The sequence below is a fragment of the Tenacibaculum sp. SG-28 genome, from assembly GCF_002954385.1.
Taxonomy (GTDB): Bacteria; Bacteroidota; Bacteroidia; order Flavobacteriales; family Flavobacteriaceae; genus Polaribacter.
Genome location: NZ_MQVY01000001.1, coordinates 442,183 through 455,970, shown reverse-complemented (window position 1 = coordinate 455,970; position 13,788 = coordinate 442,183). Strand labels below are relative to the sequence as shown.

The following is a 13,788-nucleotide window of genomic DNA, read 5'->3' as shown; positions in this document are numbered from 1 at the left end:
TATAAACACCCTAATTTTGTCGTAAATTTTTCATTTATTTTTTGTACAAAATAACTAATAAAAAATGATTAACACTAAAGAGACTTCAATAAAATTTTTCTTTGAATCGGCTGCAAACAGCATACGTATTGATAGCAATAGAGAAGAAATTCTCCTTCAAATTGCAGATAAAATTAGAGAGGAGTATACAGATAGAAAAAAATTAAATCTAAATTTTATATGTACACACAACTCAAGAAGAAGCCAATTTGCGCAAATTTGGGCATTTTATGCAATCTCCTACTTTAACTTAGAAAATATTTACTCCTATTCAGGAGGTACAGAAGCTTCTGCATTTCATAGAAATACTATCAATGCTCTAGAAAATTCTGGATTTAATTTTAACGTAGAAACTTTTTCGCATCAAAACCCAAAATACCTAGTTAATTTCAAAGGATGTAAAACTCCCTTAAAAGTTTATTCTAAAATCTTTGACAACCCAGAAAATGGCTTTCCATATATCGCCATTACAACCTGTGATGATGCTGATGAAAATTGTCCTTTTATTCCAGATGCAATACATCGTTTCCACTTGCCGTTTAAAGACCCAAAAAGAGCAGATGATAAAGAAAATACTTTAGAAGTATATTCCGAAACAAACCAGAGAATTTCAGCAGAAATTTTTTATATCTTCAAAGAAGTACACCGACAACTTAACTTGTAATTATTATTAATACCTAACATTATATTAAGTATATTTTTACACCTCAATATTTTTATCGTAAGGAATACTTTCTAATATGTGATTAATCACGTTAACTCTAGCTACTGTTTTTCGATTTGCACGAATAACTTTCCAAGGAGAAATTTCTGTATTGGTCTTGGAAAACATTTTTCTCTTGTAAGCAGTATAATCGTCCCATAATTCTTGCGCCTTTTCATCAACAGCAGTCATTTTCCATTGTTTTAAAGGATCGTTTTTAATGTCATTAAAACGCTTTGCTTGTTCTTTTTTAGTTATAGACATGTAAATTTTCACCAACCGTATACCAGAGTCTAGTATCATTCGTTCAAAATCATTTACCTGGTTCATAAAAACAGCATAGTCGTCCGCAGTACAAAACCCATTTACAGGTTCTACCACTGCGCGATTATACCAACTTCTATCAAAAAAACCATTTCTCCTGCCTTTGGAAAGCGCTTTACATAGCGCTGAAAATACCATTGTGTTCTTTCGTCTTCATTAGGTTTTGGTAAAGCTACTATGCGCATATGCCTTGGATTTATGCGCTCTGTAATTCTGCGAATGGCGCCTCCTTTCCCGGCGGCATCTCTTCCTTCAAATAAAACTATAATTCGCTCGTCTTTTTGGATGGCCCAAGTTTGCAACTTTATAAGTTCTACCTGTAATTTTTTTAGTTTACGCTCGTAATTCACGTAACGAAGTGCTCGCTCAATATTATATGGCTCTTTGGATAATATTGCTTTTAAACCTCTTGGTGAATTTAATTTATTCAGGTCTTTTTGTGCTATTTTCTGCATAATTAATCTAGATGAATTATAGAACGATGATAACGCATGACGATATTAGGATCTGGATTTAACATCGTTTTTGCCTGCTCCTTTCCATGGTAATCAAACTGAGATAAAACATGTCTAATACACTCTACTCTTGCTTCTTTTTTATCGTTGGTTTTAACTACTAACCACGGACTATACGAGGTATGTGTTTTACTAAACATTTCATTCTTATAAAAAGTATAGGTATCCCAGAGTTCTTGCCCTTTTTTATCTACCGGACTAAATTTCCAACGCTTTAATGGGTTTGTATTCCTAGCATTAAATCTTTTCAACTGTTCCTCTTTAGAAATAGAAAGCCAAAATTTAATAATAATAACGCCGTCTTCATAGAGCATATGCTCAAACTCAGGAACTTGTACAAGGAATTTTTTATACTGCTTTTCAGTACAAAAACCCATAACGGGCTCTACGACCGCTCGATTGTACCAACTTCTATCAAAAAAAACGATCTCTCCAGGATTGGGTAATTCTCTAATATATCGTTGAAAATACCATTGTCCTTTCTCTACTTCTGTTGGTTTGTTAAGAGCTACAAGTCGCGTAGAACGAGGATTTAAATGCTCCATAAACCTGCGAATATTACCTCCTTTTCCTGCAGCGTCTCTTCCTTCAAAAATAATAGCAACTCGCTTATTATTTTTGGCGATCCACTGTTGTAATTTTACTAACTCTATTTGAAGATTTCGCAATTCATTTTCATAGCGAAGTTTTTCTTCTACTTTGCCAATTGTAATGGATTTGTTTTTCAAAATCGATCGCAATTCCACATTGCTGCTAATGCGATGAAAGTCTTCTGAAGACAATTTCATTTTTTGTTTCATAGAAGAAAATTATAAAATTAATTTAACAGTAGTATTGCTAAAATAAGAGGATATTTGTTGCCATGAAAAAAATCTCAGTCTTTTTATTCATTTTATTTTCTGTCGCTGTAGTTTCTCAAAAAAAATATACTAAAGAATTCAGTTTTGTAAACGACAATGATTTGTATACTTCTACTAGTCAAGATAGGTATTATACCAATGGAACTTTTATTTCTTTTCGTTTTTTAAACACAAAAGAAAACGCAGATATCCATAAAAAAATATACGATATAACTGTAAGTCACGAAATTTACACTCCTTACAAAGCTATCGTAGCCACTGTAGCCGAGCACGACCGACCATTTGCCGGGTATGTATACGGTAAGTTTGGTATTGCAACATATCGACACGAAGAAAATATATTTAAAAAAGAAATAGAAATTGGTGTAATTGGTCCTGAAGCCAAAGGACAAGAGATTCAAAATTTTGTCCATGCCATCTACGGTTTTGATATCGCGGAGGGATGGAAATATCAGATAAACACAATGTTTGCTATAAACGCTAACCTCTATTATACCAAAAAAATAAATAAATTAAGCTCTAGTAACTTTGATATAAACTGGGCTAGTGCAGCTAAGATAGGTACAGTTCACAATGAAGTAACCACGGGTTTTATAGCTAGAGTTGGGATAAAACCTTTACAAAAAAACTATAACTCTGTCGCTTTTCAAAGCAATCTAAATAAGTGTAATTCAGATACAAATAACGAATCAGAATTTTTTATTTATCTCAAGCCATCAATTACGTATGTTGCATACGATGCTACCATACAAGGAAGTTTATTTCACAATGATAGTCCCGTAACTTTTGCCATTGCCCCTTTTAAACTTCTCGCAGAACTAGGCATTCGATATACCTACGACAGGTGGAGCTTTGGATATCAAATTAATTACCATTCCAAAAAAATAAAAAGTGTTACGGTTCCTAACAGGAATTTTTTCGGAACTATTTTACTTCATTATGCATTTAATTAGTACTAAAATAAATTTTTAATATCATCAAATTAAAATATATTTGTAGCTATAACTAATAGAAACGCAGGCAATGAAATTTATAGTATCTAGCTCTCAATTATTAAAACAGCTTCAGGTTTTAGGTGGGGTTATTAATAGCAATAATACCTTACCTATTTTAGATAATTTTCTAATTGAATTATCGGAAAATGAATTGAAAATTTCTGCTTCAGATCTGGAAACTACCATGAGTGCTGTTGTTGCAGTTGAAAGCACTGATATAGGAGCGATAGCAGTGAATGCACGTCTCTTATTAGACACACTAAAAACATTTCCTGACCAACCTTTAACGTTTAAAACAGAAGGAGAAAGCACCATTGAAATTATATCGGAACAAGGGAAATACGACATGGCTTATTTTAATGGCGATGAATTCCCAAAATCTCTAGAATTACCTTCTCCAAGCAGTACAGAAATACCTTCGAACATCTTAGCTGCAGCAATAACAAAAACGATATTTGCTACTGGAAATGATGACTTAAGACCCGTAATGAGTGGTGTCTTTTTCCAATTTAGCACCAAAGAATTGACCTTTATAGCAACAGATGCACATAAACTAGTAAAGTATTCCAGAACAGACGTTACTGCCGATAAATCAGCAGAATTTATAATGCCTAAAAAGCCATTAAATTTATTAAAAGGAATTTTAAATGGAGCAGATGAAAATGTAGTGATAGAATACAACGATGCAAACGCAAAATTCACGTTTGACAATGTGGTTCTAACCTGTAGATTGATCGATGGAAAATACCCAAATTACGAAGCAGTTATACCTAAAGAAAACCCAAATAAATTAACTGTTGATCGAGCAACTTTTTTAAACTCAGTTCGCCGTGTCTCTATTTTTTCGAGTAAAACGACACATCAAATTCGTTTAAAAATGGCAGGTACGGAACTAAACATCTCTGCTGAAGATATCGATTACGCCAATAAAGCAGACGAAAGACTATCATGCGACTACCAGGGAGATGATATGCAGATTGGTTTTAATTCTCGCTTTTTAAGTGAAATGCTAAGTAATTTAAACTCTAATGATATCCTTATTGAACTTAGCTTACCTAACCGAGCAGGAATTCTAACTCCAATCGATGGTACGGAGGAAGGAGAAAGCATCACCATGTTAGTAATGCCGGTGATGTTAAACAATTAAACAAGTACAAATAAAGTAAAAACAGCACGTTAGATTTAACGTGCTGTTTTTTTGTTTGTAATACAAAAGAAACACCGTTACCAAATAAATACACATACACTTTATAGATTGCAAAATATCGTTAAAAAAGACAATAAAAACATATTTAAACAATTGATTTTATTCGTCTTATCTAATGTTAACATCTTTCGTTAGAAAAAACCATAAATAATTGTAAATTTACCTTTTTCAAACAGGATAAATAACGATGGGTAAAATAATTGCAATAGCTAATCAAAAAGGTGGTGTTGGGAAAACAACAACCACTGTAAACCTTGCAGCAGCTCTTGGGGTATTAGAGAAGAAAGTTTTATTAATCGATGCAGACCCCCAAGCAAATGCAACTTCTGGTTTAGGAATTGATGTTGAAAGTGTTGAAAAAGGAACCTATCAAGTTTTAGAGCATACTTCAGAAGCAAAAAATACCGTTGTAAAAACGGATTCTCCTAATGTTGATCTTATTCCTGCCCACATTGATTTGGTAGCTATTGAAATCGAGTTAGTAGACAAACAAGAACGGGAATACATGTTGAAAACGGCTTTAGCTCCTATCAAAGACGAGTACGATTATATCTTAATTGATTGTGCTCCTTCTTTAGGACTTATTACTCTTAATTCACTAGTTGCTGCCGATGCAGTGATCATACCAATTCAGTGTGAATACTTCGCACTAGAAGGATTAGGAAAACTACTAAATACAATTAAGAGTATTCAAAAAATACACAATAAAGATTTAGACATTGAAGGACTTTTATTAACGATGTTTGACTCTAGATTACGTTTGTCTAACCAAGTTGTAGAAGAAGTTAGAAAGCACTTTAATTCGATGGTATTTGACACTATAGTTCACAGAAACATACGCCTAAGTGAAGCACCTAGTTACGGAGAAAGTATAATTTCGTACGATGCAACCAGTAAAGGTGCGGTAAATTACTTAAATTTGGCAAACGAAATTTTGAACAAAAACGCAGTGGCAAAATAATGGCAAAAGCAACAAAGAAGCAAGCACTTGGTAGAGGCTTATCGGCACTTTTAAAAGAAACAGCAGATGTTAACTCTGTCGAAGATAAAAATGCGGATAAATTAGTCGGGAATATCATTGAATTGGATATTAAATCTATTGCAGTAAATCCATTTCAACCAAGAACGTATTTTGATGAAGAAGCCTTACACGAATTGGCAAATTCAATCAAAACACTGGGAGTAATCCAACCAATTACAGTTCGAAAATTAGAAGGTAACACCTTTCAGTTAGTATCGGGTGAACGTCGTTTCAGGGCTTCGAAATTAATTGGAAACAAAACGATACCGGCCTACATCCGATTGGCAGATGATCAGGAGATGCTGGAAATGGCAATCGTTGAAAACATTCAGCGTAAAAATCTAGATCCAATTGAAGTTGCTTTATCGTACCAGCGATTAATTGATGAAATCAAACTCACGCAAGAAGAATTAAGTTTTAGAGTGGGTAAAAAACGTTCCACGGTAACGAATTATCTTCGATTGTTAAAATTAGATCCTATCATACAAACGGGAATGCGAGATAATTTCATCTCTATGGGACATGGAAGGGCCTTAATTAATATAGACAGCACCACAGACCAGTTAAATGTTTATGAAAAAATTCTTAGAGACAAACTCTCTGTTCGTCAAACCGAAGAATTGGTTAAAAATATAAAATCAGGTACTATTGACAAAGCTACTAAAAAGAAAGCACTTCCAAAATATATTAGCGAAGGTGCAGCCGTAATAAAAGACTACTTCGGAAACAAAGTTGATATCACCGTTAACAAAAATGGTAAAGGGAAAATAGCAATTAGTTTTAATTCAGAAGAAGATTTTAACCGTATTAAAAACTTACTAAAGTAGTTTTACTTTGCGCCATAAAAAAAACATACTTACAGTTATTTTTATACTTTTCTGTATGCATATTTTTGCACAGAAAGACAGTATTGTTGTAAGTAATAAACAACCGCAAATTAGCAACAAATACAATCCGCTCTCTCCTTCAAAAGCTGCTTTCTATTCTGCAATTTTTCCTGGTGGTGGTCAAATCTATAATAAAAAATATTGGAAAGCTCCTATTGTGTGGGGAGCCATTGGAACAAGTGTTTACTTTTACATTACCAATAGTGACGAATACGATAGGTACAGAACAGCGTTCCGACTAAGATCACAAGGGCTACCAGATGAATTTAACGGAGATAACGGGAATGTTTTTGTTTCCACTAGCGGATTAGAAAATGCCCAAAAAGTATTGCGTAAAAACAGGGATCTGTCCCTATTATCTGGGGTCTTACTATACGTATTGCAAATTGTGGAAGCTAGTGTAAACGCGCACCTATTACAATTTGACACCAATGATAACTTATCAGTAAGACCAGCGATTTCCTTAGATCCAATGTTATTAGACGCACCGAAAGTTGGTGTAAATTTTAAATATTCTTTTTAATAATGAAAATAGCTTTATTAGGATATGGTAGAATGGGTAAAGAAATTGAAAAAATTGCTTTACAAAGAGGCCACGAAATTGTAATCCGATACAATGGTAAAGCACCATGTGATATTACCCTTGCAGATGTAGCGATTGACTTTAGTCTGCCGCACACTGCCTTTGAAAATATTTCCAATTGTCTAACCAATAACGTACCCGTTATTTCCGGTACAACAGGATGGTTAAAAAACTACGAAAATGCCCTTAAAATATGTGAACAAAATAAAGGTGGCTTTATTTATGCTTCTAATTTTAGTTTGGGCGTAAACTTGTTTTTTGAGTTGAACAGACAATTGACAAAAATGATGCAAGGAACAGAACAATACGATGTTTCCATTGAAGAAATCCACCATACTAAAAAACTAGATGCACCAAGTGGAACAGCGATTACTCTGGCAGAAGAAATAATAAAAATCTCTGACAAAAGTAAATGGGAATTAGATAAGACCTCTGATGAGAACAGTATCCCGATAAAAGCAATCCGAACTCCTGATGTACCAGGTACACATACGGTAAGTTACCAATCAGACATTGATACTATAGAAATTAAACACACTGCACATAATAGACAAGGCTTTGCCTTAGGAGCAGTTATTGCTGCAGAATGGCTTCTAGGAAAATCAGGAGTTTATTCGATGAGAGACGTGTTAAACTTAGGTTAAATTACAAGTTCAATTAATTTAATTTCTTCACATTTGTAAAACGCATATCAAAATTGCATATTAAAACATACAAGTTATGACATTTATAGAATGGTTTATTTTCTTTATTCTAATTCAAATAATTCACTTTTTTGGAACGTGGAAACTCTACGTTAAGGCAGAGAGAAAAGCATGGGAAGCAGCAGTACCGATTTATAACGCCATTGTTTTAATGGGAATTATAAAGCGTCCTAAATGGTGGGTGATTTTACTTTTTGTTCCTATTATTAATCTTTTAATGTTTCCTATAGTATGGATAGAAACCTGCAGAAGTTTTGGATTTAACAAAGGAAAAGACACCGTATTAGCAATAGTATCCTTAGGATTTTACATCTATTATATAAATTACGCTACGAATTGCACCTATCGCAAAGACAGAAGTCTAAAACCACCAAATAAAGTTGATGAATGGCTGAGTTCTATAGCCTTTGCAATCATTGCCGCTACGCTTGTGCACACCTATTTTATGCAACCATATACAATTCCTACCTCATCGCTAGAAAAAACATTGTTGGTAGGGGATTATTTATTTGTTAGTAAATTTCATTACGGAGCTCGTGTTCCAATGACGACAGTTGCGGCTCCAATGGCCCACGATACGATACCAATATTAGGTACCAAATCATTTTTATCGGAAGACAATCCGGAGAAAAAGAACAGCTGGAAAAATAAATTGGCACTACCGTATATGCGTTTACCGGGTCTACAAAAAATTAAACGAAACGATATTGTAGTTTTTAGTTGGCCGGCAGATACTACAAAAACCATGTGGGGAGATTACTCCGGAAAGCAAACCTATAAACCAATTGATAAACGAACCAACTACGTAAAGCGTTGTGTAGGAATACCTGGTGATTCTTTAGAAGTTCGAAATGGCTATGTATATATTAACGGTAAACAAACAGTTTTACCCGATAGAGCAAAACCCCAATGGAACTTTCTAGTATATGCTAAAACCGGACTTACTACAAAAAGAGTAAAAGGATTTGTAAATAAAGAATTCCAAAGAAAATTCATCGCTAAAGTTACCACACAAGAAGAGTTTAATTTAATTCGTAGATTACCAAGTTTGCGAGGTATCAACCAAAATGGAAATAACGAATTTGAACTGATTACCAATGAAGATGGTATTTCGAGACAGGTAATTCAAAACAACAACTTAAACATTCGAGAAATAACTACCAAAGTGCGTCAAATTACCTTGACGGATGAGGAAGCGAATGCCTTGCGAAAAGAGACTGGTATTGACAGTGTAGTAAAAACTATAGAGCCTAAAGGATTTTACAACCCATCTATATTCCCACACAGTCCTAAGTACCATTGGTCGACCGATAATTTTGGACCTATTTACATTCCTAAAAAAGGAGTTACAGTAGCTTTAAATTCGGATTCGTTCCCCTTTTATAAAGAAATTATTGAACGATATGAAAACAACAATCTAACTACAGTAGGCGACACTTACTACATCAATGGCAAAAAAGCAACATCCTATACGTTTCAGCAAGATTACTATTGGATGATGGGAGACAATAGACAAAACTCTTTAGATGCAAGAAACTGGGGGTATGTTCCTTTTGATCATGTGGTTGGTAAACCAGTTATGATATGGTTAAGTTGGGACCCAAATACGAGTAATATAGTAGATAAAATAAAATCAATTCGTTGGGAAAGAATGTTTACCACAGTTGGGGGTGAAGGAAAACCCGTTTCTTATTTATGGGTAGTTATCGCTCTTTTAGTAGGATACCTTTTGTATGGATTTATTTCGAAAAAGAAAAAAACCACAAAATAATGGCGCTGTTTATTCCATTATATTTTGCTCCTGTACTGCAATACACCGCTATTATTAAGTCGGATGTGGTATTTGAAATGCAAGATAACTTCCAAAAACAAACCTACAGAAATAGATGCTATATTTATGGTGCGAATGGAAAATTATCGCTAATCGTACCTGTAAAAAGCAAGTTTTCAGAAACTAGAAAAAAAACGAAAGATATGCTCGTTGAAAACAACTTCCCTTGGCAGCAACAGCATTTTAAATCTATAAAATCTGCTTATAGATCGTCTCCTTTTTTTGAATATTACGAAGATGATTTAGCGCAGATTTTTGAAAAAAAATACACATATCTTCACGATGTAAATATAGATACGCACCTTTTTATTGCAGATGCACTACAAATTGACGAAAACTACACTACCACCAAAACATACCAAACTAAGATAACAAAAGAGGATTTTAGAGAACTCTCTGTTGCTAAATCAGGAAAACAATACCCTATGGAATCCTATGTTCAAATGTTTGATGACAAATATGGATTTCTTCCAAATTTATCGGTATTAGACTTACTTTTTATGGAAGGACCTAATTCCATTAGCATATTAGAAAAAAATTCATTAGATTTGATATAACACTTGTTTGTCCCCGTATATTAAATGAGCTTTTTGTAAAGCTTTTAATATAAAATAAGTAGTTTATGAATAAAGATATTGAAAAGTTTATGAGGTATTTTTTACCGAATATCTCAGACGATTCCATCGAATTATTTTCCTCAATAATGACTTTAGAGCATTATCCAAAAGGAAAAATGTTAATCAAACAAGGTCAAATAGCAAGTAATTTTTACATCATTAAAAGTGGTATTGCTCGAAGCTACATGAAAGACAATGACGGCAAAGAGCACATACGAACACTGTACACTCAACAAAGTACGTTTGGTGCACTGTCTTCTCTAATTGAGAAAAAACCCTCTAATGCTTCTTACAATTGTTTAAGTGAATGCGAACTATACGTTGCAAACTTTGAGCATTTTTTACATCTTACACGAGTGAAACACGAACTGGCAATCTTTTACAATAAGGTTTTAGAACAAATCTTTATTCGAACAGAAAGAAAAGTAGACGATCTATCCCTTTTATCTGCCACTGAAAGGTATCTAAAAGTAAAAAAACAAATCCCTAACATAGACAATATGATACCACAATACCATATTGCCTCCTATTTGAATATAACTCCTGTTCAATTGAGTAGAATCCGAAAAAAACTATACTCTGTTTAATATATAACATATGTTAACAGAAGACATTAGATAGAACTATAATTTTGCCGACTCAAAAATAGATAAATTCCCCTAATCTATTTTTCTCTAATACACAAGGTTTGCTTAACGCAAACCTTTTTTTGTTAACAAATTATCGATTATAGCATTGATTTGCTCTGAAATATTAAACCTGTATACGATTAGGAGATAAATTGGAATTAGAATGCAACTTTTAAGAATAATATTTATAATTGGATGTATTGGAAATTTAAATACTAGGATAGTTCCAACATCAAAGTTCCAAAACTGAAATACTACATACGAAAAGAGTATAACAAAAGAGATTACCACTGTTTTTTGGGTATACGGAAAAATATGTAATTTTTTTGAAACGTACCAAAGCTTAAAACATCCAAATATTATAAAGGTTAAGAACGTAGATAAAGCTAAGCCCTCGGTCCCAAAATCTAGATTAAAATAAAAGTACTTGTTTAAAAAGTACACCATTAAAGCCATACCAACTCCGGTAAATAAGGTAATTCTATAAAACTTTGAATTACTTATAATAGCACCATTATTACCCAAAGACATATTAAAAAGCTTGGCACCAGAGATCAATAGCACAACCCATTCCCCACCCCAATATTGCTCAGGCATTATTTTGAATAATTCGGTAACATTACAATTAATCAAAACAAAAAATAATCCACCTATCAGCAGTAAATTAATAGAACTCTTTTGGTATAAACTTTGTACCTCAGCAACATTTTCTTCGTTAATTGACTTAGACGTCATAGGTTGCAGAATTTGTGACATCGCTCTACTGGGTGCATCAATAAAAGTTCCAATAAATACAGCTACAGTATAATACGCTGCTTTATCAAAAGTATCTTTTACCCCAATCATTATTTTATCGATATCGATAAGGATTGCCCCTGCACTTCCCGCCAAGATAATAAAGAAAGAATATTTTAAAATTTCTTTGTAATTGGTTGGTAATTGCAATTGAAATTTTGGTAAGTACAAATGCAACGCATAAAACATCATTAATAGCGTCCTTAGAATATAGGCAAAGGATAAATAAACTATAAAATCTTCCTTAGGAATAAACTCAAAATATACAGCAAATAATAAAAGCATAATAACAACCCTGTTGTATAGCTCTTTTAGAAGATTACCAAAAACAGATTGCATTTGTACTTTTGCCCAAGCATAAAAGATTTCAAAATAGGCACAACAAACAGCTACTATATATATATAAATTGTATAATTATCTACGATGCTATTCTCATCCGATACCAAATGTAAAATCCAAGTTTGAAAATAATCCCAGAAATATCCAATAAGCAGAGAAAAAAACAACGGAGGTAGCAAGGCAAAACTTAAAAACTATCCCTTTCTTTTTTGGAAGTATAACTTGAAAAAAACTTTACGATAGTGTAATGAATACCAAATGCCGTCAATGGCATAATTAAATTCGAAGCAGCTAGTACAAAAGTAACCAAACCGTAGTCGTCTTCCTCCAAAAAACGCGTATATAATACTACAGTATTGATACCTCCTATTAAAAATCCAAGATATATTACTAAAGTGTTCTTAAACGATTGTTTGAATATTATTCCCAATGTGTACTTTTTAATTACATAACTTTTGTCAGCTACTTTAAAGAACTTTCAATATTTCTACAAGTTCTTTAGTCAGGGCTCTTCTATGGTACTTTTCTATACCTTTGGAATTACAAAGCAAGGTATTATTTTGAAAACTCCTATAAAAATTTAAAATATTATTTTTCAAACTTGTTTTGTTCTCAAATCCTGAAATAACTCCGGCACTGGTTTCATTTAAAATCGCTGCCAAATCACCATCTTCTGGTCCTATCGCTAAGATAGGTCTTTTCGCCTGTAAATATTCGAAAACTTTACCAGTTACAATCCCTTTAGCCTTCGTTGTTTTAGGAACCAACAATAACAAAATACTTGCGCTTAGTTGTTCATGTATAGCCTCTTCATGAGGCACGTATCCAGTAATGTTAGTGTAAGCATCTATACCGTGTTGTGCAATAGATACATTGGCTTCTCTACTTATGCTACCTGTTAATCGAATCTCTAGATCTTTCTTGAAATCTTCATTCGTCTTTACAAGTTCCTCCAAAACTTCCCATAAAATTGTCGGATTGCTCTGTTTTGGTAAGAATCCAATATAAGAAATAGTAAATTTTCCATTCTTTCGCAGTGGCTTACCTTGTACTTCTCCATCAAAACCATTGGTGACTACTGCTATTTTATCGTTGGGGCATTGCAGTTCTTCTCGCAATGAATTACTTACGGTAAGAACTTTATCTGCCTGCTTTAATACCTCTTGTTCCAAAGCTAGATTTTTCTTTTTTGCATAGGAACTAAAATTAAATTCATCATTGTAATACAACGATGTCCAAGGATCGCGAAAATCGGCGAGCCATTTTATCTGCAGTGACTTTTTCAAAGCCAATCCAATTAAGTGAACACTGTGCGGTGGTCCTGTCGTGAGGATAACATCAATAGTATTTTCGGCTAGGTACTTTTTAATTTTCGCAACAGAAGATCTAACCCAAAATTTACGTGCGTCCGGAATAAAATAATTTGCCCTAATGTACTCCAAGAATTTTCCAAAAATAGAGCTTTACCGTCTAAATAACCGCCATTAGGTTTTCTACTGTCCTTTTTAAGTTTTAACAAGAGATCATTTGGTTCAAAAATAGGATTTCTAAGAATTTCGATTCCTTCCGGTACGTCGGATTCAAGAGAAGTATCTTCAATTGGGTAATTTGGGTTTTCTACCGTAAAAACAACGGGTTCTATGTCAAAATCGCGAAGGTATTTTACGAATTTCAACCATCGCTGCACCCCTGAACCTCCAGCAGGAACCCAATAATATGTTATTACTAGTACTTTCAA

The 13,788-nt window shown here is 33.5% G+C and carries 15 protein-coding genes and 1 pseudogene; 10 read left to right on the top strand and 6 right to left on the bottom strand.

Annotation, left to right across the window (positions count from 1 at the left end):
• The first annotated feature begins 64 nt into the window (after positions 1-64).
• Positions 65-703 (top strand): hypothetical protein, encoded by a 639-nt coding sequence (locus BSU00_RS02015; protein ID WP_105002900.1) that lies wholly within the window; start codon positions 65-67, stop codon positions 701-703.
• A gap of 36 nt (positions 704-739) precedes the next feature.
• Here the strand turns inward: BSU00_RS02015 and ppk2 (BSU00_RS02010) are convergent.
• A pseudogene (gene ppk2 / locus BSU00_RS02010) lies at positions 740-1,521 on the bottom strand (polyphosphate kinase 2).
• A gap of 2 nt (positions 1,522-1,523) precedes the next feature.
• On the bottom strand, positions 1,524-2,381 hold the full coding sequence (gene ppk2, locus BSU00_RS02005; protein WP_105002899.1) for a polyphosphate kinase 2: 858 nt from the start codon (positions 2,379-2,381) through the stop codon (positions 1,524-1,526).
• A 62-nt stretch (positions 2,382-2,443) separates the two neighbouring features.
• On the opposite strand from ppk2 (BSU00_RS02005), the gene BSU00_RS02000 reads away from it, so the two are divergent.
• The 9 genes from BSU00_RS02000 (at position 2,444) to BSU00_RS01960 (ending at position 10,873) form a co-directional block, all read left to right on the top strand.
• A complete protein-coding gene (locus BSU00_RS02000; RefSeq protein WP_105002898.1) occupies positions 2,444-3,394 on the top strand; it encodes a lipid A deacylase LpxR family protein in 951 nt (316 codons plus the stop codon).
• Positions 3,395-3,464: 70 nt separating this feature from the next.
• Positions 3,465-4,583 (top strand): DNA polymerase III subunit beta, encoded by a 1,119-nt coding sequence (gene dnaN, locus BSU00_RS01995; RefSeq protein WP_105002897.1) that lies wholly within the window; start codon positions 3,465-3,467, stop codon positions 4,581-4,583.
• 247 nt (positions 4,584-4,830) lie between these two features.
• Positions 4,831-5,604, top strand: a complete 774-nt coding sequence (locus tag BSU00_RS01990; protein ID WP_105002896.1) for a ParA family protein — start codon at positions 4,831-4,833, stop codon at positions 5,602-5,604.
• Positions 5,604-6,491: a ParB/RepB/Spo0J family partition protein gene (locus tag BSU00_RS01985; protein ID WP_105002895.1), complete on the top strand. Its 888-nt coding sequence runs from the start codon at positions 5,604-5,606 to the stop codon at positions 6,489-6,491. The genes BSU00_RS01990 and BSU00_RS01985 overlap by 1 nt, the downstream gene beginning before the upstream one ends.
• A 55-nt stretch (positions 6,492-6,546) precedes the next feature.
• The gene (locus tag BSU00_RS01980) at positions 6,547-7,074 is read left to right on the top strand and encodes a DUF5683 domain-containing protein (protein ID WP_233188547.1); all 528 of its coding nucleotides are present in this window, start codon (positions 6,547-6,549) and stop codon (positions 7,072-7,074) included.
• A 2-nt stretch (positions 7,075-7,076) separates the two neighbouring features.
• Entirely contained in the window at positions 7,077-7,778 is a 702-nt protein-coding gene (gene dapB / locus BSU00_RS01975; protein ID WP_105002893.1) for a 4-hydroxy-tetrahydrodipicolinate reductase, read from the top strand.
• Between the two features lie 76 nt (positions 7,779-7,854).
• Entirely contained in the window at positions 7,855-9,609 is a 1,755-nt protein-coding gene (gene lepB, locus BSU00_RS01970) for a signal peptidase I (RefSeq protein WP_105002892.1), read from the top strand.
• Positions 9,609-10,226 carry a WbqC family protein gene (locus BSU00_RS01965; protein ID WP_105003388.1) on the top strand — a complete coding sequence of 206 codons (618 nt, stop codon included), beginning with the start codon at positions 9,609-9,611 and terminating at the stop codon, positions 10,224-10,226. Before lepB ends, BSU00_RS01965 begins: the two co-directional genes overlap by 1 nt.
• A gap of 65 nt (positions 10,227-10,291) precedes the next feature.
• Positions 10,292-10,873, top strand: coding sequence for a Crp/Fnr family transcriptional regulator (locus BSU00_RS01960; protein WP_105002891.1), 582 nt, complete (start codon positions 10,292-10,294; stop codon positions 10,871-10,873).
• 105 nt (positions 10,874-10,978) lie between these two features.
• Here BSU00_RS01960 and BSU00_RS01955 read toward each other — a convergent pair whose 3' ends face one another.
• The 4 genes from BSU00_RS01955 to BSU00_RS13075 form a co-directional block, all read right to left on the bottom strand.
• Positions 10,979-11,995, bottom strand: coding sequence for a lipopolysaccharide biosynthesis protein (locus BSU00_RS01955; protein ID WP_233188546.1), 1,017 nt, complete (start codon positions 11,993-11,995; stop codon positions 10,979-10,981).
• A 242-nt stretch (positions 11,996-12,237) separates the two neighbouring features.
• The gene (locus BSU00_RS13080) at positions 12,238-12,480 is read right to left on the bottom strand and encodes an oligosaccharide flippase family protein (RefSeq protein WP_233188545.1); all 243 of its coding nucleotides are present in this window, start codon (positions 12,478-12,480) and stop codon (positions 12,238-12,240) included.
• A gap of 37 nt (positions 12,481-12,517) precedes the next feature.
• Positions 12,518-13,492, bottom strand: coding sequence for a glycosyltransferase (locus BSU00_RS01950; RefSeq protein WP_233188544.1), 975 nt, complete (start codon positions 13,490-13,492; stop codon positions 12,518-12,520).
• Entirely contained in the window at positions 13,405-13,788 is a 384-nt protein-coding gene (locus BSU00_RS13075; RefSeq protein WP_233188543.1) for a hypothetical protein, read from the bottom strand. The genes BSU00_RS01950 and BSU00_RS13075 overlap by 88 nt, the downstream gene beginning before the upstream one ends.